23 protein-coding genes are annotated in these 26859 nt (G+C 56.9%); 8 read left to right on the forward strand and 15 right to left on the reverse strand.

Annotation, left to right across the window (positions count from 1 at the left end):
* Positions 1 to 7: 7 nt before the first annotated feature.
* Positions 8 to 781, forward strand: a complete 774-nt coding sequence (locus tag ACOTX7_RS05570; protein ID WP_221813069.1) for a hypothetical protein — start codon at positions 8 to 10, stop codon at positions 779 to 781.
* 84 nt (positions 782 to 865) lie between these two features.
* On the opposite strand, the gene sucD is transcribed toward ACOTX7_RS05570, so the two are convergent.
* The 8 genes from sucD to sdhC all read right to left on the reverse strand — a co-directional run bounded on the left by sucD (position 866) and on the right by sdhC (position 10518).
* Positions 866 to 1735, reverse strand: coding sequence for a succinate--CoA ligase subunit alpha (sucD, locus tag ACOTX7_RS05575; protein ID WP_006809578.1), 870 nt, complete (start codon positions 1733 to 1735; stop codon positions 866 to 868).
* Positions 1735 to 2901 (reverse strand): ADP-forming succinate--CoA ligase subunit beta, encoded by a 1167-nt coding sequence (gene sucC / locus ACOTX7_RS05580; RefSeq protein WP_006809579.1) that lies wholly within the window; start codon positions 2899 to 2901, stop codon positions 1735 to 1737. Before sucC ends, sucD begins: the two co-directional genes overlap by 1 nt.
* A gap of 85 nt (positions 2902 to 2986) precedes the next feature.
* Positions 2987 to 4213, reverse strand: coding sequence for a 2-oxoglutarate dehydrogenase complex dihydrolipoyllysine-residue succinyltransferase (gene odhB, locus ACOTX7_RS05585; protein ID WP_221257093.1), 1227 nt, complete (start codon positions 4211 to 4213; stop codon positions 2987 to 2989).
* Positions 4214 to 4227: 14 nt separating this feature from the next.
* The gene (gene sucA, locus ACOTX7_RS05590; RefSeq protein ID WP_006809581.1) at positions 4228 to 7035 is read right to left on the reverse strand and encodes a 2-oxoglutarate dehydrogenase E1 component; all 2808 of its coding nucleotides are present in this window, start codon (positions 7033 to 7035) and stop codon (positions 4228 to 4230) included.
* Positions 7036 to 7274: 239 nt separating this feature from the next.
* Positions 7275 to 7991, reverse strand: a complete 717-nt coding sequence (locus ACOTX7_RS05595; protein ID WP_221257092.1) for a succinate dehydrogenase iron-sulfur subunit — start codon at positions 7989 to 7991, stop codon at positions 7275 to 7277.
* 15 nt (positions 7992 to 8006) lie between these two features.
* Positions 8007 to 9773, reverse strand: coding sequence for a succinate dehydrogenase flavoprotein subunit (sdhA, locus tag ACOTX7_RS05600; protein WP_003858619.1), 1767 nt, complete (start codon positions 9771 to 9773; stop codon positions 8007 to 8009).
* Complete coding sequence (gene sdhD, locus ACOTX7_RS05605) at positions 9773 to 10120, reverse strand: succinate dehydrogenase membrane anchor subunit (RefSeq protein ID WP_003858621.1); 348 nt, start codon at positions 10118 to 10120, stop codon at positions 9773 to 9775. The genes sdhA and sdhD overlap by 1 nt, the downstream gene beginning before the upstream one ends.
* On the reverse strand, positions 10114 to 10518 hold the full coding sequence (sdhC, locus tag ACOTX7_RS05610) for a succinate dehydrogenase cytochrome b556 subunit (RefSeq protein WP_026080740.1): 405 nt from the start codon (positions 10516 to 10518) through the stop codon (positions 10114 to 10116). Before sdhC ends, sdhD begins: the two co-directional genes overlap by 7 nt.
* 638 nt (positions 10519 to 11156) lie before the next feature.
* Here sdhC and ACOTX7_RS05615 point away from each other — a divergent pair.
* Positions 11157 to 12440: a citrate synthase gene (locus ACOTX7_RS05615; protein ID WP_006809584.1), complete on the forward strand. Its 1284-nt coding sequence runs from the start codon at positions 11157 to 11159 to the stop codon at positions 12438 to 12440.
* A 97-nt stretch (positions 12441 to 12537) separates the two neighbouring features.
* Here ACOTX7_RS05615 and nei read toward each other — a convergent pair whose 3' ends face one another.
* From nei to ACOTX7_RS05650, 7 genes are all read right to left on the reverse strand, one after another.
* Positions 12538 to 13329, reverse strand: a complete 792-nt coding sequence (gene nei / locus ACOTX7_RS05620) for an endonuclease VIII (RefSeq protein WP_221257091.1) — start codon at positions 13327 to 13329, stop codon at positions 12538 to 12540.
* Positions 13330 to 13347: 18 nt separating this feature from the next.
* Positions 13348 to 14088 (reverse strand): 5-oxoprolinase subunit PxpA, encoded by a 741-nt coding sequence (gene pxpA, locus ACOTX7_RS05625; protein WP_221257090.1) that lies wholly within the window; start codon positions 14086 to 14088, stop codon positions 13348 to 13350.
* The gene (pxpC, locus tag ACOTX7_RS05630) at positions 14075 to 15007 is read right to left on the reverse strand and encodes a 5-oxoprolinase subunit PxpC (protein WP_213826463.1); all 933 of its coding nucleotides are present in this window, start codon (positions 15005 to 15007) and stop codon (positions 14075 to 14077) included. The genes pxpA and pxpC overlap by 14 nt, the downstream gene beginning before the upstream one ends.
* Positions 15001 to 15657 (reverse strand): 5-oxoprolinase subunit PxpB, encoded by a 657-nt coding sequence (gene pxpB / locus ACOTX7_RS05635; RefSeq protein WP_205924224.1) that lies wholly within the window; start codon positions 15655 to 15657, stop codon positions 15001 to 15003. The genes pxpC and pxpB overlap by 7 nt, the downstream gene beginning before the upstream one ends.
* Positions 15658 to 15671: 14 nt before the next feature.
* Complete coding sequence (locus tag ACOTX7_RS05640) at positions 15672 to 16415, reverse strand: type 2 GTP cyclohydrolase I (protein ID WP_032673753.1); 744 nt, start codon at positions 16413 to 16415, stop codon at positions 15672 to 15674.
* Between the two features lie 10 nt (positions 16416 to 16425).
* Positions 16426 to 17838 (reverse strand): deoxyribodipyrimidine photo-lyase, encoded by a 1413-nt coding sequence (gene phrB / locus ACOTX7_RS05645; RefSeq protein ID WP_221257089.1) that lies wholly within the window; start codon positions 17836 to 17838, stop codon positions 16426 to 16428.
* A 598-nt stretch (positions 17839 to 18436) separates the two neighbouring features.
* Positions 18437 to 18643: a YbfA family protein gene (locus ACOTX7_RS05650; protein WP_221257088.1), complete on the reverse strand. Its 207-nt coding sequence runs from the start codon at positions 18641 to 18643 to the stop codon at positions 18437 to 18439.
* Positions 18644 to 18953: 310 nt separating this feature from the next.
* Between ACOTX7_RS05650 and kdpF the strand changes: the two genes are divergently transcribed.
* From kdpF to kdpE, 6 genes are read left to right on the forward strand one after another with little or no spacing between them, the layout of a single operon-like run.
* Positions 18954 to 19043 carry a K(+)-transporting ATPase subunit F gene (kdpF, locus tag ACOTX7_RS05655; protein ID WP_003858638.1) on the forward strand — a complete coding sequence of 30 codons (90 nt, stop codon included), beginning with the start codon at positions 18954 to 18956 and terminating at the stop codon, positions 19041 to 19043.
* The gene (kdpA, locus tag ACOTX7_RS05660) at positions 19043 to 20722 is read left to right on the forward strand and encodes a potassium-transporting ATPase subunit KdpA (protein ID WP_221257087.1); all 1680 of its coding nucleotides are present in this window, start codon (positions 19043 to 19045) and stop codon (positions 20720 to 20722) included. Before kdpF ends, kdpA begins: the two co-directional genes overlap by 1 nt.
* Before the next feature lie 18 nt (positions 20723 to 20740).
* Positions 20741 to 22789 carry a potassium-transporting ATPase subunit KdpB gene (gene kdpB / locus ACOTX7_RS05665; RefSeq protein WP_221257086.1) on the forward strand — a complete coding sequence of 683 codons (2049 nt, stop codon included), beginning with the start codon at positions 20741 to 20743 and terminating at the stop codon, positions 22787 to 22789.
* A gap of 12 nt (positions 22790 to 22801) precedes the next feature.
* Positions 22802 to 23377, forward strand: coding sequence for a potassium-transporting ATPase subunit KdpC (gene kdpC, locus ACOTX7_RS05670; protein WP_213826474.1), 576 nt, complete (start codon positions 22802 to 22804; stop codon positions 23375 to 23377).
* A complete protein-coding gene (gene kdpD, locus ACOTX7_RS05675) occupies positions 23378 to 26065 on the forward strand; it encodes a two-component system sensor histidine kinase KdpD (protein ID WP_221257085.1) in 2688 nt (895 codons plus the stop codon).
* Positions 26062 to 26739 (forward strand): two-component system response regulator KdpE, encoded by a 678-nt coding sequence (kdpE, locus tag ACOTX7_RS05680; RefSeq protein ID WP_006809597.1) that lies wholly within the window; start codon positions 26062 to 26064, stop codon positions 26737 to 26739. Before kdpD ends, kdpE begins: the two co-directional genes overlap by 4 nt.
* Positions 26740 to 26859 lie beyond the last annotated feature (120 nt).

A 26859-nucleotide genomic window follows, 5' to 3' on the forward strand; every position in this document is an offset into this window, starting at 1 on the left:
AACGCCGATGCGCTGTATAACAGTTATTCTCGCGCTGCTGGGCGCGTTGCCAGGGCTGTGCCTGGCGGAGGAGACGGATGCCGTAGAAAAAGCGACCAATCCGTTACATCTGTCCACGTCCATTGCGCTTCAGGACTATTACACCCCGCAGCTTTACGGTAGCGATCAGCACACCAACGATACTCTGCTACGCGCAACCGTGCCGATTGCCGCTAACGACTGGGTGCCTGTGCCGCAGATCCTGCGCATGACCGTCCCGCTCGCTACCCGCCCCCAGCCCGGCAGCGGCTACAGCACCGGGTTAGGTGATATCAATCTGTTCGATATTTTTCTGCTTAAACAGGAAGGGGTTAAAATCGGCGTCGGGCCACTAATCACGGCCTCTTCCGCCTCGGAAGACGAACTGGGAAGCGGTAAATGGCAGGCGGGGTTATCCGCTATCGCCATCAAATCCAGCCCCCGGTGGATGGCGGGCACGCTGGTGCAGTGGCAAAAAAGTTTTGCAGGCGATGGCGAACGTGATGACGTTGAAACAGGGACGTTTCAGCCCATCGTGGTCTATAAATTGCCAAAAGGCTGGTATTTACGCACTTCCGGCATCTGGACCTGGAATATGAAAAGTGACGATTATTCCATTCCACTCGGGTTTGGCGGCGGACGCGCCTGGCCGATGGGCGATAAAGTGATGAGCGCGTTTGTGGAGCCGCAATGGACCGTGGCGCATAAAGGGGACTATTTACCGGAGTTCACCCTTTTCGCCGGGGTCAGCGTGACGTTATAAAAAAAGGCCGCTTTACAGCGGCCAACCATGTCGAAACGGACATTTTTATACTTCAACGCTCCCCGTCCGGGGAGCAGAGAGGACTTACTTAATGATGGATTTCAGTGCTTCGCCGATATCCGCCAGGCTGCGAACGGTTTTCACGCCTGCGGCTTCCAGCGCTGCGAATTTCTCATCAGCCGTACCTTTACCGCCAGCGATAATCGCGCCCGCGTGACCCATACGCTTGCCTTTCGGCGCGGTCACACCCGCGATGTAACCGACAACCGGCTTGGTTACGTGATCTTTGATATAAGCCGCCGCTTCTTCTTCCGCGCTACCACCGATTTCACCGATCATCACGATCGCTTCAGTCTGTGGATCTTCCTGGAACAGCTTCAGGATGTCGATGAAGTTAGAGCCAGGGATCGGGTCACCGCCGATGCCCACGCAGGTGGACTGGCCGAAACCGTAATCGGTGGTCTGCTTAACCGCTTCATAGGTCAGGGTGCCGGAACGGGAAACGATACCCACTTTACCCGGCTTGTGAATGTGGCCCGGCATGATGCCGATTTTGCATTCGCCCGGGGTGATAACGCCTGGGCAGTTCGGGCCGATCATACGCACGCCAGCTTCGTCCAGCTTCACCTTCACGGTCAGCATATCCAGCGTCGGGATACCTTCGGTGATGGTGATGATCAGTTTGATGCCTGCGTCGATCGCTTCCAGAATGGAGTCTTTGCAGAACGGCGCCGGAACGTAGATCACGGTCGCGGTTGCGCCCGTTGCTTCTACCGCTTCACGCACGGTGTTGAACACCGGCAGGCCCAGGTGCGTGGTGCCGCCTTTACCTGGCGTTACGCCGCCAACCATCTGCGTGCCGTAGGCAATCGCCTGTTCAGAGTGGAAAGTCCCCTGGCTACCGGTGAAGCCCTGGCAGATAACCTTGGTATCTTTATTAATTAAAACTGACATTATTTCCCCTCCACTGCGGCAACAACCTGCTGAGCTGCATCCGTCAGACTTTTCGCTGCAATAATATTCAGGCCGCTGTCAGCCAGTTTTTTCGCGCCGAGTTCAGCGTTGTTCCCTTCCAGACGTACAACCACCGGAACGTTCACGCCCACTTCTTCTACCGCACCGATGATGCCGTCAGCAATCAGGTCGCAACGGACGATGCCGCCGAAGATGTTAACCAGTACCGCTTTAACATTGTCGTCAGAGAGGATGATTTTGAACGCTTCGGTTACGCGCTCTTTGGTTGCGCCACCGCCCACGTCGAGGAAGTTTGCTGGCTCACCGCCGTGCAGCTTAACGATGTCCATGGTACCCATTGCCAGGCCCGCACCGTTAACCATGCAGCCGATGTTGCCATCCAGCGCCACGTAGTTCAGCTCCCACTGTGCAGCCTGCGCTTCACGCGGATCTTCCTGAGACTGGTCGCGCATTTCGCGCAGATCCGGCTGGCGGAACAGCGCGTTGCCGTCAGCGCCCAGTTTGCCGTCGAGGCAGATCAGGTCGCCCTGGGTGGTGATCACCAGCGGGTTGATCTCGATCAGCGCCAGATCGCGCTCCAGGAAGATCGTTGCCAGACCCATGAAGATCTTGGTGAACTGCTGAACCAGTTTACCTTCCAGACCCAGTTTGAATGCCAGCTCGCGACCCTGGTAAGGCATTGGGCCTGCCAGCGGATCGATAGCCACTTTGTGGATCAGGTGCGGGGTCTCTTCCGCCACTTTTTCGATTTCCACGCCGCCTTCGGTAGACGCCATGAACACCACGCGACGGGAGCTACGGTCAACAACCGCGCCCAGGTACAGTTCTTTCGCGATGTCGGTCGCCGCTTCCACCAGGATCTGGTTAACCGGCTGGCCGTTCGCATCTGTCTGGTAGGTCACCAGACGCTTGCCGAGCCAATGTTCAGCAAACGCACGAATCTCTTCTTTGCTCTTAACAACCTTCACACCGCCCGCTTTACCACGGCCACCAGCGTGAACCTGACACTTAACTACCCACGGGCCGGAACCGATTTTAGATGCGGCTTCTTCTGCTTCACGCGGGGTAGTACAGGCATAACCCACCGGAGCCGGTAAGCCATACCGGGCAAACAGCTGTTTGGCCTGATATTCATGTAAGTTCATGTGTTCTATCCATCCTTCAGGTAATCGTTAGGTAGTGCTTTTGTAGGCCCGGCAAGCAACGCGCCGCCGGGCAAGACTGCAAAAACTAGACGTCCAGCAGCAGACGCGTTGGATCTTCCAGCAGCTCTTTAATGGCAACCAGGAAGCCCACGGACTCGCGGCCATCGATCAGGCGGTGATCGTAAGAGAGCGCCAGGTACATCATTGGCAGGATATCCACTTTACCGTCTACCGCCATCGGGCGATCTTTAATGGCATGCATACCCAGGATCGCGCTCTGCGGCGGGTTGATGATCGGGGTAGACATCAGCGAGCCGAATACGCCGCCGTTGGTAATGGTGAAGTTACCGCCGGTCAGGTCTTCTACGGTCAGCTTGCCGTCGCGGCCTTTCACGGCCAGCTCTTTGATTTTCTTCTCGATGTCAGCCATACCCAGGGTGTCCACGTCACGCAGAACCGGAGTCACCAGGCCACGTGGGGTAGAAACCGCCATGCTGACGTCGAAGTAGTTGTGGTAAACCACGTCATCGCCATCGATAGACGCGTTCACTTCCGGGTAGCGTTTCAGCGCTTCAACGACCGCTTTCACGTAGAAGGACATGAAGCCCAGACGGATACCGTGACGTTTTTCAAACGCGTCACCGTACTGCTTGCGCAGGTCCATGATTGGCTTCATGTTCACTTCGTTGAAGGTGGTCAGCATCGCGGTGGAGTTTTTCGCTTCCAGCAGACGCTCGGCCACGCGCTTACGCAGGCGGGTCATCGGCACGCGTTTTTCACTGCGTGCGCCCAGCGCTGGCTGTGCCGCTGGTGCTGCCGCAGGCGCTTTCGCTTCTGCTTTCGCCTCAGAAGGCGCTTTTGCCAGATGCTTGTCGATGTCTTCGCGCGTCAGACGGCCACCTACGCCGGTGCCTTTGATGGCTGCCGGGTCGAGGCTGTGCTCAGCCAGCAGGCGACGGATCGCCGGGCTGAGCGCGTCGTTGCTTTGCTCTTCCAGAGACGCCTGCTGGCGCTGGGCCGGGGTAGACGCTTTCTCTTCAGATTTGGCGCTGGACTCTTTGCCCGCGCTGTTGCCTTCACGCAGGCGACCCAGGATCTGGCGAGAGGTGACGGTTGTACCTTCATCTTCCAGGACTGCATCCAGAATGCCATCCGCTGAAGCCGGTACTTCCAGTACCACTTTGTCAGTTTCGATTTCTACCAGCACTTCGTCACGGGTTACCGCGTCGCCTGGTTTTTTGTGCCAGGTGGCGACGGTTGCATCTGCTACGGACTCAGGCAGGTCGGGAACAAGAATATCTACGCTACTCATTATGTATCCTTTAATTAATCGACGTTCAGCGCGTCATTGACCAGATCTTGTTGCTGCTTCTGGTGAACGGACATATACCCTACCGCCGGAGAGGCGGAGGCCGGGCGACCTGCATAACGCAGAGCAGACCCAAATGGAATCACTTCACGGAAATGATGCTGGCTGCAATACCAGGCGCCCTGGTTGAGCGGCTCTTCCTGGCACCAGACAAAATCATGAACGTGAGCGTACTGTTTCAGCACTTCCTGCATAGCCTGATGCGGGAACGGATAAAGCTGTTCGATACGCACGATGGCGACATCTTTCTGATCGTTCTTACGGCGCTGTTCCAGCAGGTCGTAATAAACCTTACCAGAACACATCACCACACGCTTAACGGCCTGCGGATCCAGCTCATCAATTTCTCCGATGGCTGGCAGGAAGGTGCCGTTTGCCAGCTCTTCCAGGCTGGAGACCGCCAGTGGATGACGCAGCAGGGATTTCGGCGACATCACCACCAGCGGACGACGCATACCGCGCAGCGCCTGACGACGCAGCATGTGGTAGACCTGAGCCGGGGTGGACGGTACGCAAACCTGCATGTTCTGCTCGGCGCAGAGTTGCAGATAACGTTCCAGACGCGCGGAGGAGTGCTCCGGCCCTTGTCCTTCGTAACCGTGCGGCAGCAGCATCACCAGGCCGCACATACGGCCCCACTTCTGCTCGCCGGAGGAGATGAACTGGTCGATAACAACCTGCGCACCGTTAGCAAAGTCACCGAACTGCGCTTCCCAGATGGTCAGGGTGCGCGGTTCTGCGGTGGCATAGCCGTATTCGAAGGCCAGCACCGCTTCTTCTGACAGCACGGAGTCCCAGACCTTGAACTGGCCCTGACCGTTATGCACGTGCTGAAGCGGAGTGTACGTTGAACCGTTAGACTGGTTGTGCACCACCGCGTGACGGTGGAAGAAGGTGCCACGACCCGCATCTTCACCGGACAGACGAACCGGAATGCCTTCGTCAACCAGCGTCGCGTAAGCCAGCGTTTCCGCGCCGCCCCAGTCGAACAGCTTCTCACCCGCCGCCATTGCCTGACGGTCGCCATAGATTTTGGCCACGCGGGACTGCATCTCGATCGCTTCCGGCACGGTGCTGATGCGTTTAGCCAGCTCCTGCAAACGCTTCATCTCTACCTTGTTCGGGTAGCTCTCGTCCCACTCGTGGTTGAGGTACGGCGACCAGGTAAAGGAGTGCATGTTCATTGGACGCAGCTCTTTCACCACGCATTCACCCGCGTCCAGCGCGTCGCGATAGAGGTTGACCATTTCGGTCGCATCTTCGAGCGTCGCCACTTTTTCGCTTTCCAGCTTGTCAGCGTAGATTTTACGCGGCGTCGGGTGTTTTTTGATTTTCTGGTACATCAGCGGCTGGGTTGCACTTGGCTCATCCGCTTCGTTGTGGCCGTGACGGCGGTAGCAGAAGAGGTCAATGAACACGTCGCGCTTGAAGGTGTTACGGAAGTCCAGCGCCAGACGGGTAACGAAAGCAACGGCTTCCGGGTCATCCGCGTTAACGTGGAAGATGGGTGCCTGAACCATTTTACCGATGTCGGTGCAGTACGGGGTGGAACGCGCATCCAGCGGGTTAGAGGTGGTGAAGCCCACCTGGTTGTTGATCACGATGCGAACGGTACCGCCCACTTCATAACCACGCGCTTTCGACATGTTCAGGGTTTCCTGAACCACGCCCTGCCCTGTGACCGCCGCATCACCGTGAATGGTGATTGGCAGCACTTTATTGCTGCTCGGCTCGTCCAGACGATCCAGACGCGCACGCACGGAACCGATAACTACCGGGCTGACGATTTCCAGGTGCGACGGGTTAAACGCCAGAGCCAGGTGAACCTGACCGCCCTCGGTTTCGATATCCGACGAGAAGCCCATGTGGTACTTCACGTCACCGGTGCCGAGATGCTCTTTATGTTTACCCGCAAATTCGTCGAACAGATCCTGCGGTTTTTTACCCAGTACGTTAACCAGCACGTTCAGACGACCACGGTGCGCCATGCCCAGCACCACTTCGCGCGTGCCGCTCTTACCGGCATGACGAATCAGCTCTTTCAGCATCGGGACTAGCGCATCGCCGCCCTCCAGTGAGAAGCGTTTTGCGCCCGGGAATTTCGCGCCCAGATAGCGCTCAAGGCCTTCCGCTGCGGTCAGTTCGCTGAGGAAACGTTTTTTCTCATCTGCTGAGAAATTCGCGTGGCCTGCCACGGATTCGATACGCTGCTGGATCCAGCGTTTCTCTTCGGTGGAGGTAATGTGCATATATTCCGCGCCGATGGAGCCGCAGTAGGTTTGCTTGAGCGCATCAATCAGATCGCCCAGCTTCATCGTGTCTTTGCCGATGGCAAAAGAACCTACGTTAAAGCTTTCCTGGAAATCGGCCTCGGTCAGATCGTGATAAGCCGGATCGAGATCCGCCACACGTTCCTGCTGCCACAGTCCCAGCGGATCGAGATTCGCATGCTGGTGACCACGGAAGCGATAAGCGTTGATAAGTTGCAGGACTTTAACCTGCTTCGCATTGGTGTCAGGGTCGGAAATCGCAGAAGAGTAACGTGAGGCATCCTTCGCCAGACGACGGAAATAATCACGTGTTTTTGAATGGAATTGATCCGGTTTGACCCCTGTACCAGGCAACTGCTGGAACATGGAACGCCAGTTTGCGTCCACTGAGTCAGGATCGGTTAAGAAGTCTTCATAGAGCTGTTCTATCCAGCTCTGGTTTGAACCAGAGAGGTAAGAAGAGTCCAGCCAGGCTTTCATTGCGCCGTTCTGCATCGTGATCCCTTAAGCATTTTTATGCTTACTTTCGCCGTAGAAACTACCACGCACACCACGTGTACGTGCCGGGGTTCACCTGCGAGCTCTTTTTCTTTTGGCCCGCGAAGGAACCTTTAGAAACTGTCTAAACTTCAGGGCAGTTTTTAAAGGTTTCTGCAATTTGCCCGGTGGCGCTACGCTTACCGGGCCTACTGTTACGTAGGCCGGATAAGCGCAGCGCCATCCGGCGTTGTTACTTACGCACTGCGCTGCAACAACATCGACTTAATATGGCCGATGGCGCGCGTCGGGTTCAGCCCCTTAGGACACACACTGACGCAGTTCATGATGCTATGGCAGCGGAATACGCTGAAAGCATCACTTAACCCTTCCAGACGATTCTCGGTTTCGGTATCGCGGCTGTCGATCAGGAAGCGATAGGCAGCCAGCAAACCCGCAGGGCCGATAAATTTATCCGGGTTCCACCAGAATGACGGGCATGACGTTGAACAGCATGCACAGAGAATACACTCGTACAACCCATCGAGTTTTTCACGCTGCTCAGGAGACTGTAAGTGCTCGCGAGCGGGTGGATTTTGCCCATTATTCAATAAGTAAGGCTTAATCTTCTCATATTGTGCATAGAATTGTCCCATGTCCACCACCAAATCACGCACGACCGGCAGGCCTGGCAGAGGACGGATCACAATTTTCTGGCCAGGACGCTGTAGCGCTGAAATCGGCGTGATACAGGCCAGGCCATTTTTGCCGTTCATGTTCACGCCGTCTGAGCCACATACCCCTTCACGGCAGGAGCGGCGGAACGACAGCGTAGGATCTTTTTCTTTCAGCTGGATTAAGGCATCCAGCAGCATCATGTCACGACCTTCTTCCGCTTCGAGGGCGTAATCCTGCATACGCGGAGCATCGTCTACATCCGGGTTATAACGATAAACTGAGAATTCGAGTTTCATTATCCTGTCTCCGCATTAGTAAGTACGAATCTTCGGCGGGAACGCCGGACGCAGTTTCGGTTCCATGTTAACGCTACGACGCGTCATGGTTTCCGACTCTGGCAGATACAGGGAATGGCACAGCCAGTTTTCGTCATCACGATCCGGGAAGTCGAAGCGGCTATGGGCGCCACGGCTTTCGGTACGGAAGTTTGCCGACATGGCGGTTGCAAACGCGGTTTCCATCAGGTTATCCAGCTCCAGACACTCAACGCGCTGAGTGTTGAACTCGCTGGAGGTGTCGTCCAGACGGGCATTCTTCAGACGCTCGCGGATCGCTTTCAGCTGCTCAAGCCCTTTGGCCATCGCGTCACCTTCACGGAATACCGAGAAGTTGTGCTGCATACACTCTTGCAGCGCTTTGCGAATTTCCACCGGATCTTCGCCGTTACGGTTGCCGTTCCAGCGGTTGAGGCGTTCCAGAGAGGCATCGATTTCATCGTCGGTCGCATCACGGAGCGCGCCCTGCTCGGCGATGGATTCCTGGAGATGCAGCCCCACCGCACGACCGAATACCACCAGGTCCAGCAGGGAGTTGCCGCCCAGACGGTTTGCGCCGTGAACGGATACGCAGGCAATTTCGCCGACCGCGAACAGGCCAGGAATCACCACGTCTTCACCCTGCTCGTTCACGGTCAGCGCCTGACCGGTCACTTTGGTCGGAATACCGCCCATCATGTAGTGACAGGTTGGGATAACCGGAATCGGCTCTTTTACCGGGTCGACGTGGGCGAAGGTGCGGGACAGTTCCAGAATGCCCGGCAGACGGGATTCCAGCACTTCTTTACCCAGATGGTCGAGTTTAAGCTTCGCGTGTGGACCCCAAGGGCCGTCACAGCCGCGGCCTTCACGGATTTCGATCATGATGGAACGCGCCACCACGTCACGACCCGCCAGGTCTTTCGCATTCGGGGCATAACGCTCCATGAAGCGTTCGCCGTGTTTGTTCAGCAGGTAACCACCTTCACCGCGGCAGCCTTCGGTGACCAGTACGCCCGCACCGGCGATACCGGTTGGGTGGAACTGCCACATCTCCATATCCTGCACCGGCACGCCCGCGCGGATCGCCATCCCAACGCCGTCACCGGTGTTGATGTGGGCGTTGGTGGTGGACTGATAGATACGGCCTGCGCCGCCGGTCGCCAGCACGGTTGCGCGGGCTTTGAAATAGACCACTTCACCGGTTTCGATGCACAGTGCGGTACACCCCACCACGGCGCCATCGGCGTTTTTCACCAGATCCAGCGCGTACCACTCGGAGAAGATGGTGGTGTGATTTTTCAGGTTCTGCTGATACAGCGTGTGCAGCAGCGCGTGGCCGGTACGGTCAGCCGCCGCCGCGGTACGTGCCGCCTGCTCGCCGCCGAAGTTCTTCGACTGGCCACCAAACGGACGCTGATAAATAGTGCCATTTTCCAGACGGGAGAACGGCAGACCCATGTGGTCCAGCTCCAGAATCGCTTCCGGGCCGGTTTTACACATATATTCGATGGCATCCTGGTCACCGATGTAATCGGAACCTTTTACCGTATCGTACATGTGCCATTCCCAGTTATCTTCATGGGAATTACCCAGCGCAACGGTGATACCGCCCTGCGCAGACACAGTGTGGGAACGGGTCGGGAAAACTTTAGAAAGCAGCGCACAGGTCTGGCCGCTCTGGGAAATTTGCAGTGCGGCACGCATACCTGCGCCACCCGCACCAATCACAACAGCATCAAATTCTCTGACTGGCAGTTTCATTACACACCCCACACCACAACAAATCCATAAATGACGTAAACCAGCAGAGCAACAACAATAATCAGTTGCAGCGGAAGGCGAATCGCCAGCGGTTTAACGTAATCGGTCAACACCTGCCACATGCCGATCCAGGCATGAATAAGGATGGAGAACAGCGCCAGCAGGGTGAACACTTTGGTGAAGGCCGATCCGAAGAAACCACTCCAGATTTCCCACGTCAGCGTCCCGCTGGTCGCGAAGAAACCGATCATATAGATGATGTACAGCGTGAGGACGATGGCGGTAGCGCGGACCAGAATGAAGTCATGTACGCCGTTGCGTCCTAATGCGGAGGCGTTGCTTACCATACGAGAACTCCTGCGAGAAGTGAAAGCACGACAGTGATCACAAATGAAATGTTAGCGGTACGTTTACCGGCCTCGAACGTCTCTTCCAGGTAGCCAAAGTCCATCAGCATGTGGCGAACGCCGCCAACAACGTGATAGGCCAGCGCGGTCAGAATGCCCCACATGATAAATTTCACGAAGAAGCTGTTCATAATGGCTGAGGCCTGGAGGAATCCTTCAGGGGATGAGAGGCTGGTTCCCAGTAACCACAGCAAGATACCAACCGCCACAAACGTAATCACACCAGAAACACGGTGCAGAATGGACGCTATTGCTGTTACAGGGAATCGGATCGTTTTGAGATCCAGATTGACAGGTCTTTGTTTTTTCACATTTCTTATCATGAATAACGCCCACATGCTGTTCTTATTGTTTCCTTCCTCCGGACTGCGATGCGGGTCAGACAGCGTTCCTTTTCTATAACTGCGCGTCATGCAAAACATTGCTTCCAAATGCTAAAACGACACGTTACAACGCTGGGTGGCTCGGGATTGCAGGGTGTTCCGGAGACCTGGCGGCAGTATAGGCCGTTCACAAAATCATTACAATTAACCTACATACAGTTTGTTGGGTTTTCTCTGGAACAGTGATCGGGGTCACGATAACAACATCTTTTTAATTTTTAATCATCTGATTTGACAAATGTTAAACAATATTGTTACAAACGTCATCAGAAAAGGCATATAATGCGCAAAAGTTATGAGGTCTCTCTTTCACCTGACAAATAGTTATGTAACAGTGTGATGGTATTGACCGAAGTTATCAGGACAGTTATTAGTGATATACAGGTTTGAATAATTCGGACTGCAAAAACGCTGATTTGCTGTTGTTTCACTGATATTTCATTCGTTTACCTGCAAGGCGCCATAGCTCTGTACCCTGGTTTCTCCTCGTGAGCTGAGCGGTAAGCCAAATAACAATCTGGTAACGGTGATTAACAGCTGAAGGCAAATCCGGTAAAAGCAGTCTTAAGCATAAGGCGCTAAGGAGACCGTAAATGGCTGATACAAAGGCAAAACTCACCCTAAATGGTGATGATGCTATTGAACTGGATGTGCTAAAAGGCACGCTCGGTCAGGATGTTATTGATATCCGTACGCTGGGTTCCAAAGGGGTATTCACCTTTGACCCTGGATTCACCTCCACCGCATCTTGCGAATCCAAAATCACCTACATTGACGGTGACGAAGGTATCCTGCTCCATCGCGGCTTCCCCATCGATCAGTTAGCCACCGAATCCAACTATCTGGAAGTGTGCTACATCCTGCTGAACGGCGAAAAACCGACGCAGGCGCAGTACGATGAATTCAAAACCACCGTGACCCGTCACACCATGATCCATGAGCAGATCACCCGTCTGTTCCATGCGTTCCGTCGTGACTCTCACCCGATGGCGGTCATGTGCGGGATTACCGGTGCGCTGGCGGCGTTCTACCACGATTCTCTGGACGTGAATAACCCACGTCACCGTGATATTGCGGCGTTCCGTCTGCTGTCCAAAATGCCTACCATGGCGGCGATGTGCTACAAATACTCCATCGGCCAGCCGTTTGTGTATCCACGCAACGACCTCTCCTACGCCGGTAACTTCCTGCGCATGATGTTCTCTACGCCGTGCGAAGAGTACGAAGTAAACCCTGTGCTGGAACGCGCCATGGACCGTATTCTGATCCTGCACGCTGACCACGAACAGAACGCCTCTACCTCTACCGTCCGTACCGCAGGCTCTTCCGGCGCGAACCCGTTCGCCTGTATCGCCGCGGGTATCGCCTCCCTGTGGGGACCGGCGCACGGTGGCGCGAACGAAGCGGCGCTGAAGATGCTGGAAGAGATCAGCTCCGTTGAGCACATTCCTGAGTTCGTGCGCCGCGCGAAAGACAAGAATGACTCCTTCCGTCTGATGGGCTTCGGTCACCGTGTTTACAAAAACTACGACCCGCGCGCGACCGTTATGCGTGAGACCTGTCACGAAGTGCTGAAAGAGCTGGGCACCAAAGATGATCTGCTGGAAGTGGCGATGGAGCTGGAACACATCGCGCTGAACGACCCGTACTTCATCGAGAAGAAACTCTACCCGAACGTCGATTTCTACTCTGGCATTATTCTGAAAGCGATGGGTATTCCGTCCTCCATGTTCACCGTGATCTTCGCCATGGCGCGTACCGTGGGCTGGATTGCCCACTGGAACGAAATGCACAGCGAAGGCATGAAAATCGCCCGTCCTCGTCAGCTGTATACCGGCTACGAGCAGCGTGATTTTAAGTCTGATATTAAGCGCTAATAAACGTTGGGTGCGGCCTGATGCCCTCACCCCGGCCCTCTCCCACGGGGAGAGGGTGAAAATATTAAAAACGGCAACTTTCGTTGCCGTTTTGCTTTTACATCTGGCACCCAGGACACCAGTAAAACGGTCTGGAAGAGATCGTCGCCTTCTCAATCACCCCACCGCACCGCTCGCACTTTTTACCCGCCCGATGAAACACCTTGAAGCGGAACAGCGCCCCGTGATGCTTGTTCTCATCCACCACGCCACGCGTGTTGTACGACAGCCGCGGAATAGCCAGTAACGCGTGCGACAGCGCCTCCAGCTGTTCATCGCTCAGCTGCGACGCTTTGTGCTGCGGTACCAGCCCCACTTCCCAGAGGATTTCCACCCGCAGGTAATTTCCCAGCCCCGCCAGAAATGCCTGATCGAGCAACAGCCCGGAAAACTGCCGGTTGCGGAATGCGGGGGATAACAGCCGGGCTTTCACCTCGCTCGCCGTCAGGCGCATGTCCAGCACGTCTGGCCCGACACGCTGTAAGAACGGATGCGTCAGCAGCTGCTCCGGCGTTAACATTTCGATATCAGAGGCGCTGTAGAGCAGGATCGCCTTATCCGCCGTTTGTAGTCTTACACGCAGAACGCGGGTCGTTTGCGGTTGCTCGTCCGCCTCCACCACCCGCCAGACGCCGTAAAGCTGATTGTGGCTATATAACGTCAGGTTATGGGAAAAGTGGGTGAGTAACGCTTTGCCGCGCGTTTCAATGTGGGTCACCGTCTGCCCCACCAGTTGTGATTCAAACGGTTTCAGTTGAGGAAAAGCAAACCAGACGTGAGTCAGCGGTTTGCCCTTTATCGCCGCCTCCAGGCTATCCGCCGCGCGGCGGATCTCCGGACCTTCTGGCATGTTATTGTCCTTTCATGATTATTCAGCGCTGACAAGAATGCCCTCGTCCGAGAACGCCGCCCGCAGGCGTCGCGCAAACTGGAGCGCATGCTCGCCGTCGCCGTGTAAACACACCGTATCGGCCTGAACGTTTGCGGACGTTCCATCCACGGCGGTGACACGTCCAGCGCGCACCATCTCCAGCGTTTGCGCCAGTGCTTTAGCTTCGTCGGTAATCAGCGCACCGGCCTGCGTACGCGGAACCAGGCTACCGTCCGGCAGGTATCCCCGATCGGCAAACACTTCCTGCCGCGTCGTCAGCCCCAGCCGTTCTCCGGCACGGATAAGCTCGCTGCCCGCCAGGCCCACCAGAATCAGTTGCGGATTACAGTCCCGCACCGCGCGGGCAATGGCGTCCGCCAGCGCCGGATCTTTCGCCGCCTGGTTATAGAGCATGCCGTGCGGCTTCACGTGGCGCATCACGCCGTTCTCAGCGCGCACTATCGCCTCCAGCGCGCCGATCTGGTAGAGCGTTTGCGCGTACACCGTCTCCGGCGGCAGATCCATCGCCGTGCGGCCAAAGTTCTCCCGGTCGGGAAAGCTGGGGTGAGCGCCAATCGCAACGCCGTTTTTCATGGCATTGCGCACGCTCTCCAGCATGGTCTGCGCATCGCCCGCGTGAAAGCCGCAGGCGATGTTGACCGAGGTGACCAGCGTCATCAGTGCCGCATCGGCGCTGCTGCCCTCCCCCAGATCGGCATTTAAATCAATCTTTACCATCGAGCCTCCACGCCAGCTGTTCGAGATAGCGCTGCTGATCCTGCCGCGCCTTCAGCGCCTCCTCCAGCGAACACTGCACAAAATGAATCGGCTGACCGAGAGGAATTTGCGCCAGATGGTAGCGATCCGCTTCGATAATGCAGGCAATACGCGGATATCCACCCGTCGTTTGCGCATCGTTCATCAGTACGATGGGCTGCCCGTTGCCCGGCACCTGAATCACGCCCGGCAGCAGACCGTGAGAAAGCAGCTCCCGGTCAGTCGTGCGGGTCAGCGGCTGCCCCTGAAGCCGGTAACCCATGCGGTTGCTCTGCGGGCTGATCTTCCACGGCGAGCGCCAGAAAGACTCTTTCGCGGCTTCATCAAACTCCTGGTATTCCGGCCCCGGTAAGGCGCGGATCACGTTCCCCCACAGCAGCTGTTTCACACCCTGCGTGGTGGTGAAATGCCGCGTTGAGGGTTTTATTCGCAGACGATCGCCGTCGCGCAGCAGCCGTCCTTCATGGCCGCCTATACCTGCTTTCTGGTCGGTGCTGGACGATCCCAACACCTCCGGCACATCGATGCCCCCCGCCACCGCAAGATAGCTACGCACGCCGTGGAGAGGACGCTTGAGCGTCAAACGCTGCCCGGCCTTCGCCCGCAGGCGCCAGCCGGTCCACACCGCTTTGCCGTCCAGCGTCGCATCACAGCCTGCACCGGTTAAGGCAAACCAGGTTTCCTCACCAAATTCAATCTCACACTGGCCCAGCGTAATTTCCAGCGCTGCCGTGCTGCCTGCATTGCCAACCAGCAGGTTGGCAATCTCCAGCGACGGACGGTCAAGCGCACCGCAGTAGCTCACGCCGGACTGACGCAGCCCAAAACGCCCGGCATCCTGTACCGAGGTGTAAAGCCCTGCGCGAATAAGCGTTAACATACCCCCTCCTTCTGCGGTATAAAGCGCAGGGTGTCCCCCGGACGCAGGAGTATCGGCGCGTCCTGGCCTGGTTCAAATAGCGGCGTGGAGGTGTGCCCGATCAGTTGCCAGCCTCCCGGTGAAGCGAGCGGATAAATTCCCGTTTGCTCGCCACCAATCGCTACCGTGCCCGCCGGTACGCTCAGGCGCGGTTCGGCGCGGCGCGGCGTATGCAGCTGGGGCGATAACCCGCCCAGATAGGGAAAGCCCGGCTGAAATCCCAAAAACCAGACAACATAGTTGACCGAGCTATGCAGCTCTACAACCTGCTTTTCCGTTAATCCACAGTGCCCGGCCACCACGCCAAGGTCGGGGCCTCCCCTGCCGCCATAGACAACGGGGATCTCAATCGCCCGCGATTCCGGCTCCAGCGCCTCGCTCTCCTCCCACCAGCGTTGCAGACGCTCAATAGCATCCAGCGCCCCCGTGTGCGGATCGCGTAGCACCACGGTGATATTATTCATGCCCGGAATAGCTTCAACCACGCCCGGCATTTCAGGCAGACGCTGTGCCAGCCGCCAGATACGCTTTTGCGTGGCAAGCGTCACCGGCGGCTCAAGCTCCAGAACCACTGCGGTTTCACCCAAAAGATAACAACGCGCTCGCTGCACTTAACTACCTCTCATCAGGCCGGATTAGGGATATCAATAAAGGTCACATCCAGATCGGTATTTTCCGTCAGCCACTCGCTGAGGGCGCGGATGCCGCCACGCTCGGTGGCGTGATGGCCTGCCGCGTAAAAATGCAGGCCTTGTTCACGGGCAGAGTGAACCGTCTGCTCGGAGACTTCGCCGGTAATGAAGGCGTCGACACCGAAACGCGCTGCGCTGTCAATAAAGCCCTGGCCACCACCGGTACACCATGCCACGCGCTTCACGGTATCCGGCCCGGTGTCGCCGCACCACAGCGGACGCCGCCCCAGGCGCGCTTCGATCCACGAGGCCAGCTCCAGCCCTGGTACTGGCATCGACAGTTCACCCCACGGCACCAGGGGTTCAATTTCGCCCATCACGGTAATCCCCAGCAGCTGCGCCAGCTGAACGTTATTCCCCAGTTCAGGATGCGCATCAAGCGGCAGGTGATACCCGTACAGGTTGATGTCATTCGCCAGCAGCGTTTTGAGGCGATTGCGCTTCATACCGCGGATAATCGGCGATTCGTTTTTCCAGAAGTAACCGTGATGGACGATCACCGCATCGGCTTCCTGGCGCACCGCCTCATCCAGCAGCGCCTGGCTTGCCGTCACGCCGGTGATGATTTTTTGCACCGTGTCGCGCCCCTCCACCTGCAAGCCATTCGGGCCGTAGTCGCTAAACGAGGCGGTGTTGAGTTTTTCGTTAATCAGGCGTTCCAGTTCACTGTTTTTCATCATCATTCTCTCAAACTTTTCGGGCGGCTTCGTACGCCGCCAGCGTGGCGACGCGCGCCTGTTTATGGTCAACAATGGGACGGGGATAGTTCAGGGTAACACGCTGTTTATCCGCCCATACCCAGGGTTCATGGATGGCTTTGGCGGGAACATCCTTAAGTTCAGGCACCCAGCGACGAATAAACTCGCCGTCGGCGTCAAATCGTTGTCCCTGCGTGGTCGGATTGAAGATCCGAAAATAGGGCGCCGCATCCGTTCCGGTGGAGGCCGCCCACTGCCAGCCGCCGTTATTCGCCGCCAGATCGCCATCGATCAGCTGAGAGATAAAATAACGCTCTCCGGTTCGCCAGTCGATAAGCAGATCCTTCACCAGGAAGCTGGCGGTAATCATACGAAGACGGTTATGCATCCACCCGGTTTCATTGAGTTGCCGCATAGCCGCATCAACAATCGGAAAACCGGTGAGCCCACGCTGCCATGCCTTAAGCAGCGTCTCATTCGACTGCCACTGTACCTGTTCGGTCCAGCGAATGAAGGGCCGATGTTTACACAAATCAGGATGATACGTCATCAGGTGGCGATAAAACTCACGCCAGATCAGTTCGTTCAGCCACACTGCGCCCGCTCCCCCGTCTAACGCATGAGGCTGTTCCGCCAGCAGCCGATGTAAACACTGGCGTGGAGAGAGCGCACCCAGCGCTAAACAGGCCGACAAGCGGCTGGTGCCTTCAACAGCGGGGAAATCCCGACGCGCCTCGTAATCCGCCGCCCCCTGTGTGCAGAACTGACGCAACCGGGCGATGGCCGCTTTCTCGCTGGCGGGGAATACCGTTTCATCGAACGACTGCTGGGGATAATTCAGCCTCATCGCTGGCAGATCCGTTATCGTTTCCCCTCTCACGGCCGGGGCGGTAACGCACTCTGGCAGCCCCTCTTTCAGCCGCTTGATAAAGGCATTTTTAAACGGGGTGAACACTTTATACATCTCGTGACTGCCGGTCATTACGCTACCCGGCGCGAGCATCACGCTGTCATCAAAGCCTTCACAGATCACCCCCGAAAGCGTTTTCTCCAGCAGGCGATCCCGCTGCTGCTCGTTAAATTCATACTGATAGTTGTAATAAAGATGCGTTACTGCGTGCTGCTGGCAGATTGCCTGCACCGTCTGGCGCTGCGCGGCAAAATCAGTCGCCTCTTTATAGATCAGTGGAATGCCTTTTTCGGCCAGGGAATGTTGCAGGTCATTCAGATATGCGCTGAGCAATGCCGCTTGCCGGGGCGCCATGTCATGCTGCTGCCACTGTTCAGGCGTGGCGATAAACAGGGCCAGCACATTCGCGTCTTTAGCGCGGCAGGCCGCCGCGAGGGCGAAGTTGTCGTGAATGCGTAAATCCGCGCGAAACCAAACCAGATGGGTGGGCATAAAACTCCAGGCGATTGTCCATTATGTCCGTAAGGGCATGCCGTAAAAGGAAAAAGGCACGCATTGAACTACTTTGCCATGAAGTGTAGACGGGATGAAATAAAAAAGGCCGCCCGAGGCGGCCTTAACGCTACTTGTCCTGCGCTATCGGGGTAAAGGCAATAAACACATCCGGTTTATCACTCTTTACAACGAGTACGCTGGCGACAATGAACGCAATGCATAAATAGCGTTTCACTATGCGGTCCCTGCTGCTAACCGCTCCACCTATCACCACGGGTGATAAATCGGTGGACACAAGCCCTGGTAGGTGGGCTGCTTTACGGCTATGGATACACCTTTCCCAGGACCGATGCCCATTTGCGAGATGGCGGAAAGGGACGTGGCATCATAATTAACACCAACGCCAAAAGTAAGTTATTTCAGTAAAATTAGGAATTTATAAAGGTGAAGTGGATTGCGAACTTTTTAAAGAAGGGTATGATAAAAATCCCGGGTAGGGGCTGCAAGATTACCCAACGGACCGCGAATCCCGAGGGACAAAAAAACCGCCACATTGCTGTAGGCGGTTTTTTTATGGCTACGACGTCGCGCCGTATCAGTAGAAATCGCAGGTGGCTTTCTCAGCCTGATCCATCCACACCGGCTTTTCGCTGGTTTTCGCCCAGACGCGGTGCAGGTAGCTGTAGAAACGTGCGCGATCTTTCCAGAACAGCATCACCGGCAGGGCCAGCACGCCAGCCACTACGGCGAAAGTGCGACGCATGAAAATGATATGAGCCGGAAACTCTTTATAAAGATTCATAATTTTCTCCCCTGTAGTTGGCCGGAAACCTTCTCCGGAAAATGTGAAATCTGTGACTTGGTTAAAATAATACCGTTTTGTTTGTAATTTTACTACTCATCCGACCACTTATTTTCATCCATTTCGTGAATATTTACATTCACGCCCGTAATTAAGTTACAAAAAAGTTAACAATTTACTTACCAATAGTTAAATTGTGGTCTTTCCCTTTTTTATACTTTTTTTACACCCACCCTTCTGATTTTTGCGAAATCTTTGCGCCATAAATCCTACCGTTTGTACAACAACAAACGTCACCCGGAGGTGGAGTGTGAGTGCAGGTCTGATTGCCGGCATCGTGCTGGTGTTCCTGTTATTGGGTTATCTGATTTATGCCCTGATTAATGCGGAGGCGTTCTGATGGCTGCTCAGGCGTTTTTGCTTATTGCCAGCTTTTTACTGGTGCTGTTTGTGCTCGCCAGGCCGCTGGGAACAGCGCTGGCGCGGCTGATCAACAACGTGCCATTGCCGGGCACGAGAAACATTGAAAACGTGCTCTGGCGCATTTCAGGTATCAGCGACCGGGAAATGAACTGGCGCCAGTACCTGATGGCAATCCTGCTTCTGAATATCGTGGGACTTATTGCCCTCTTTACGCTGCTGATGCTTCAGGGCAGTCTGCCGTTGAACCCGCAGCAGTTACCCGGTTTATCCTGGCATCTGGCGCTGAACACGGCGGTCAGCTTTGTCACCAACACCAACTGGCAGTCTTACGCAGGGGAAACCACGCTCAGCTACTTCAGCCAGATGGCTGGGTTAACCGTGCAAAACTTTCTTTCTGCGGCCAGCGGTATCGCGGTGATCTTCGCCCTGACGCGCGCGTTTGCCCGTCAAAATATCAGCACCCTCGGCAACGCCTGGGTTGACGTCACGCGCATCGTCCTTTGGATCCTGATGCCTGTTGCGCTGATTATTGCCCTGTTCTTTATTCAACAAGGCACCCTGCAAAACCTGCTGCCTTATACCCCTTACACCTCGCTTGAAGGCGCCAGAGAACTTCTGCCAATGGGGCCAGTGGCGTCGCAGGAAGCGATCAAGATGCTGGGTACCAACGGCGGCGGCTTCTTTAACGCCAACTCATCGCATCCGTTTGAAAACCCAACGGCATTAACCAATTTTGTGCAGATGCTGGTGATCTTCCTGATCCCCGCCGCGCTCTGCTTCGCCTTTGGCGATGTGGTTAACGATCGCCGTCAGGGACGCACGCTGCTGTGGGCAATGTCGTTGATCTTCGTGGTCTGCGTCGCACTGGTGATGTGGGCCGAATGGAACGGCAACAGCCACTTCATGCAGCTGGGCGCTAACAGCAATATTAACCTTGAAGGCAAAGAGAGCCGCTTCGGCATTCTTGCCAGCAGCCTCTATGCGGTGGTCACCACGGCAGCCTCCTGCGGGGCGGTGAACGCCATGCACGACTCTTTCACCGCGCTCGGCGGCATGATCCCCATGTGGCTGATGCAGACTGGCGAGGTGGTCTTCGGTGGGGTTGGCTCGGGGCTGTACGGGATGCTGTTGTTCGTTCTGCTCGCCGTATTTATCGCCGGGCTGATGATCGGCCGTACGCCGGAGTATCTCGGCAAAAAAATCGACGTCCGCGAAATGAAGCTAACCGCACTGGCGATCCTGGTTACCCCCGCCCTTGTGCTGCTCGGCACCGCGCTGGCGCTGATGACCGAAGCCGGTCGCAGCGGCATCTTTAACCCGGGCATTCACGGCTTTAGCGAAGTGCTTTACGCCGTTTCGTCTGCCGCTAACAACAACGGCAGCGCCTTTGCAGGGTTAAGCGCCAACTCACCGTTCTGGAACTGCCTGCTGGCATTTTGCATGTTCGTTGGGCGTTTCGGGGTGATTATTCCCGTCATGGCGATCGCTGGAGCACTGGTGAATAAGAAGATCCAGCCGACCACCACCGGTACGTTACCGACTCACGGCGCGCTGTTCGTCGGCCTGCTGATTGGCACCGTTCTGCTGATGGGTGCCCTGACCTTTATCCCCGCCCTCGCGCTAGGCCCGGTTGCGGAATACCTCTCTTTACGCTGATTTTGCGGAGAATTTGTCATGAGTCGTAAACAACTGGCCCTGCTCGAACCGACGTTAGTTCGTCAGGCCCTCATGGATGCGGTAAAAAAACTCAGCCCGCGCGTGCAGTGGCACAACCCGGTGATGTTTATTGTCTGGACTGGAAGTTTACTCACCACCGTACTGGCGATTGCCATGGGAACGGGACACCTTTCAGGGAATGCAACGTTTACTGCCGCCATCAGCCTGTGGCTGTGGTTTACCGTACTGTTCGCCAACTTCGCCGAAGCGCTGGCGGAAGGCCGGAGTAAGGCGCAGGCCAACAGCCTGAAAGGGGTGAAAAAGACCGCCTTCGCGCGCAAATTACGTGAACCTAAATATGGCGCGCAGATGGACCACGTGCCAGCGGATGAACTGCGTAAAGGCGACGTGATGCTGGTGGAAGCTGGCGACATCATCCCCTGCGACGGGGAAGTGATCGAGGGCGGCGCGTCGGTAGACGAAAGCGCCATTACCGGGGAATCCGCACCGGTGATCCGTGAGTCCGGCGGGGATTTCGCCTCTGTTACCGGCGGGACACGCATTCTTTCCGACTGGCTGGTGATCCAGTGCAGCGTCAACCCGGGTGAAACCTTCCTCGACCGGATGATCGCCATGGTGGAAGGCGCCCAGCGTCGTAAAACGCCGAACGAGATCGCCCTGACCATTCTGCTGGTGGCGCTCACCCTTGTCTTCCTGCTGGCCACGGCGACACTGTGGCCCTTCTCCGCCTACGGTGGTACAGCGGTCAGCATCACCGTACTGATCGCCCTGCTGGTCTGTCTGATCCCCACCACTATCGGTGGCCTGCTGTCCGCGATTGGCGTGGCGGGGATGAGCCGTATGCTGGGCGCGAACGTCATCGCCACCAGCGGACGCGCCGTAGAAGCCGCGGGTGACGTAGACGTGCTGCTGCTGGATAAAACCGGAACCATCACCCTGGGGAATCGTCAGGCCTCTGACTTTTTACCCGCTCCCGGCGTGGATGAAAAAACGCTGGCCGACGCGGCGCAACTTTCCTCTCTTGCCGATGAGACGCCGGAAGGCCGCAGCATCGTGATCCTGGCTAAGCAGCGCTTCAACCTGCGCCAGCGCGACGTACAAAGCCTGCACGCCACGTTTGTGCCCTTCACCGCGCAAACCCGCATGAGCGGGATCAACATTCAGGACCGGATGATCCGTAAAGGGTCCGTTGATGCCATTCGCCGTCATATTGAAGCCAATAACGGACACTTCCCTCCGGAAGTCGACCATCTGGTGGAAAGCGTGGCGCGTCAGGGGGCGACGCCCCTGGTGGTGGCGGAAGGTGCAAACGTTCTGGGGGTGATCGCCCTGAAGGATATCGTGAAAGGCGGTATTAAAGAGCGTTTCGCCCAGATGCGTAAGATGGGCATTAAAACGGTGATGATCACCGGGGATAACCGCCTCACCGCAGCCGCCATTGCCGCTGAAGCGGGCGTGGATGATTTCCTTTCCGAAGCGACGCCGGAAGCGAAGCTGGCTTTGATCCGTCAGTATCAGGCGGAAGGCCGTCTGGTGGCAATGACCGGTGACGGCACCAACGACGCCCCGGCACTGGCGCAGGCCGACGTGGCGGTGGCGATGAACTCCGGCACCCAGGCGGCAAAAGAGGCGGGCAACATGGTGGATCTCGACTCGAACCCGACCAAGCTGATTGAGGTGGTACACATCGGGAAGCAGATGCTAATGACGCGCGGCTCGCTAACCACGTTCAGTATCGCCAACGACGTGGCGAAGTATTTCGCCATTATCCCGGCGGCCTTCGCGGCCACTTACCCGCAGTTGAATGCTCTGAACGTGATGCACCTGCACTCTCCGGCCTCGGCCATTCTGAGCGCGGTGATCTTCAACGCCCTGATTATCGTCTTTCTTATTCCGCTGGCGCTGAAAGGGGTGAGCTATAAGCCGCTGACGGCGGCCGCCATGCTGCGCCGCAACCTGTGGATTTACGGCCTGGGCGGGCTGGTGGTGCCCTTTATCGGGATCAAGGTTATCGACGTGTTGTTAACGCTCTTCGGTCTGGTTTAAAAGGTGAAACGAATGACGATGTTACGTCCCGCTATACTGTTGTTTATTCTGCTGTCTCTGATTACCGGCGGGCTGTACCCGCTGATGACGACGGTGCTGGGCCAGTGGTGGTTTGAGGACCAGGCCAACGGGTCGCTGATCATCCAGAACGGTGAAAGCCGCGGCTCGCGTCTGATTGGGCAGAACTTTACGGACCCGCGCTACTTCCAGGGACGCCCTTCCGCCACTGCGGAAAGCCCGTATAATCCAATGGCCTCCGGCGGCAGCAATCTGGCAGGCAGCAATCCTGACCTGGACAAAGCCGTTGCTGAACGCGTTGCCGCCCTGCGCGCCGCGAATCCACAGGCCAGCCGGGAGGTGCCGGTTGAGCTGGTCACCGCCTCCGCAAGCGGGCTGGATTACAGCCTGACGCCAGATGCGGTGGTGTGGCAGATCCCGCGCGTGGCCGCCGCCCGCCAGCTGACCGCCGAACAGGTAAGCCAGCTGGTTGCAGAACATACGCAAAAGCCGCTGGTCAGCTTTATCGGCATGCCGGTAGTGAACATTGTTGAGCTGAATCTGGCGCTGGATGCGCTAAGGAAGAACTAAATGACCGACGAGCCCATGCGCCCGGATCCGGACAGGCTGCTTGAACAGACGGCTGAAGCCCATCGCGGCAAGCTGAAAATTTTCTTCGGCGCCTGCGCGGGCGTCGGGAAAACCTTCGCTATGCTGACGGAAGCCCAGCGGCTGCGGGCGCAGGGGCTTGATATTCTCATCGGCGTGGTGGAAACCCACGGTCGCAAAGAGACGGCGGCGCTGCTGAAGGGGCTGGCGACGCAGCCGCCCCAGCGGATCAGCCATCGCGGGCGGCTGGTCACGGAGTTCGACCTTGATGCCGCCCTCGCCCGCCGCCCCGCGCTGATCCTGATGGACGAACTGGCGCACAGCAACGCCCCTGGCTCACGCCATCCTAAGCGCTGGCAGGATGTTGAGGAGCTGCTTGAGGCAGGCATCGACGTCTTCACCACGGTGAATGTTCAGCATCTGGAAAGCCTGAACGACGTGGTGAGCGGCGTAACCGGTATTCAGGTACGGGAAACCGTCCCCGATCCGTTTTTTGATTCCGCCGATGAAGTGGTACTGGTTGACCTGCCGCCGGACGATCTTCGCCAGCGCCTGCACGAAGGCAAGGTGTATATTGCCGGCCAGGCCGAACGCGCCATCGAACATTTTTTCCGCAAAGGGAACCTGATTGCCCTGCGCGAGCTGGCCCTGCGCCGCACCGCCGATCGCGTTGATGACCAGATGCGCGCCTGGCGAGACCTACAGGGGCAGGAGCGCGTCTGGCACACGCGGGACGCCATTCTGTTATGCATTGGTCACGGCAGCGGCAATGAAAAACTGGTGCGTACCGCCGCCCGGCTTGCAGCGAAGTTTGGCAGCGTCTGGCACGCGGTCTACGTCGAAACGCCGCAGCTTCACAGCCTGCCGGAAAATCAACGTCGCGCCATTTTGAGCGCATTGCGGCTGGCGCAGGAGCTGGGCGCCGAAACCGCAACCCTGTCCGATCCGCAGGAAGATAAAGCTATTTTGCGCTACGCGCGTGAGCACAACCTGGGCAAGATTGTCATTGGGCGTCGCCAGCATCGCCGCTGGTTTAGCCGTGAATCGTTTGCCGACAGGCTGGCCCACCGCGCACCGGATCTTGATTTAGTCATCGTCGCGCTGGATGACAAGCCCGCCCCCCTGCCCACCCGTACGCCGGACGCACGTACCTTTGGCGATAAATGGCGCATTCAGATCCGGGGCTGCCTGGTGGCCGTGGTGCTTTGCGCCCTGATTACGGTGATTGCCAGCCAGTGGCTGATCGCCTTCGATGCCGCCAATCTGGTCATGATTTATCTGCTGGGTGTCGTTGTGGTCGCGCTCTTTTATGGCCGCTGGCCGTCGGTGCTGGCCACGGTGATCAACGTCATCAGCTTCGATCTGTTCTTTATTGCGCCGCGCGGGACGCTTGCTGTCTCGGACGTGCAATACATCCTGACCTTTGCCGTGATGCTTACCGTCGGGCTGGTGATCGGGAATCTGACGGCCGGTGTACGCTACCAGGCACGCATTGCCCGCTACCGCGAGCAGCGCACGCGCCATCTGTATGAAATGTCAAAATCGCTGGCGGTCGGCCGCACGCAGCGGGATATCGTGCAGACCAGCGAGCAGTTTATCCGCTCGACCTTTCATGCCAGTAACCTGATTTTGCTCCCCGACGAGCAGGGGCGCCTTCGCCCGCTGACCTCCGCTTCGGGCATGACGCCCTGGGATGAAGCGATTGCCCGCTGGAGTTTCGATAAGGGTTTACCTGCCGGTGCCGGAACCGACACCCTGCCCGGCGTGCCTTATCAGATCCTGCCGCTGCGCAGCGCGGATAAAAATCACGGGCTGGTCATCGTCGAGCCGTCTAACCTGCGTCAGCTGATGATCCCCGAGCAGCAGCGCCTGCTGGAAACCTTCACCCTGCTGGTCGCCAGCGCCCTTGAACGGCTGGCGCTCACCACGAGCGAAGAGCAGGCGCGTCTGGCAAGCGAGCGCGAAAGCGTCCGAAACTCGCTGCTGGCCGCGCTGTCACACGATTTGCGCACCCCGCTTACCGTGCTGTTTGGTCAGTCCGAAATTCTGACGCTGGATCTGGCGGCGGAAGGTTCAAAACATGCGATGCAGGCCAGCGAAATTCGCCAGCACGTGCTGAATACCACGCGCCTGGTGAATAACCTGCTGGATATGGCGCGCATTCAGTCCGGCGGATTTAACCTCAAAAAAGAGTGGCTCACCCTTGAGGAGGTTGTCGGCAGTGCGCTGAAGATGCTGGAGCCGGGTCTCGGCGGGCGCCATATTGAGCTGGACATGCCGGACCCCCTGACGTTAATCCATGTGGATGGCCCGCTGTTTGAACGCGTGCTGATTAACCTGCTGGAAAATGCCGCTAAATTCGCCGGGGCAAAGGCCCGTCTGGGGATTGCTGCCAGGGTGGATAACAGTGCGCTGCGGCTCGAGGTCTGGGATACCGGGCCGGGGATTCCGTCGGGTCAGGAGCGCGCCATATTCGAAAAATTCGCGCGTGGTAATAAGGAGTCCGCCATTCCGGGCGTTGGGCTGGGGCTGGCGATCTGCCAGGCGATTGTCGACGTGCATGGCGGCACCATTTCCGCAGAGAACCGCCCGGAAGGTGGCGCACGCTTTTGTGTTACACTTCCTCTTGAAACCCCGCCAGAACTTGATGAATTACCAGAGGATGTGTGATTAACGTTCTGATTGTTGAAGATGAGCTTGCTATCAGCCGATTTCTGCGTACCGCGCTGGAAGGCGACGGTTTGCGCGTTCATGAAGCCGGTACGCTTCAACGGGGGTTAATTGAAGCGGCCACCCGCAAGCCAGACCTGGTTATCCTGGATCTGGGACTCCCGGATGGCGACGGCATCGATTTTATTCGTGAGGTGCGTCAGTGGAGTCAGATGCCTGTTCTGGTGCTCTCTGCCCGGACTGAAGAGACGGATAAAATCGCCGCCCTGGATGCCGGAGCGGATGATTATCTGATCAAACCGTTTGGCATTGGCGAGTTACAGGCCCGGCTTCGTGTGGCGCTGCGTCGACACAGTGCCACGTCCCCTTCTGATCCGGTGTACGCCTTTGGCGATATCCGCGTCGATCTTGCCGCCCGCCGCATCGTGCGAGGGGAAGAGGAGATCCACCTCACGCCTATCGAATTTCGTCTGCTGGCCGTGCTGCTCAATAACCATGGCAAGGTGTTAACGCAGCGACAGCTGTTAAGCCAGGTCTGGGGGCCGAATGCGGTCGAGCATAGTCACTATTTACGCATTTATATGGGACACCTTCGTCAGAAACTGGAAGCCGATCCCGCGCGTCCTCGCCATTTATTAACAGAAACCGGTATCGGATATCGGTTTATGATCTGAATAAGTATTCATATTCATTTTAAATAAATAACCCCATCAGCCTGAATATGCCATGAAAATAACGAAGAGATTATTTTCATGGTGATATCCGCCCTTCCAAAACACAATTCAAACATCGAT

It is taken from the genome of Enterobacter cloacae complex sp. IR5418, assembly GCF_049238105.1.
Lineage (GTDB): Bacteria > Pseudomonadota > Gammaproteobacteria > Enterobacterales > Enterobacteriaceae > Enterobacter > Enterobacter hormaechei.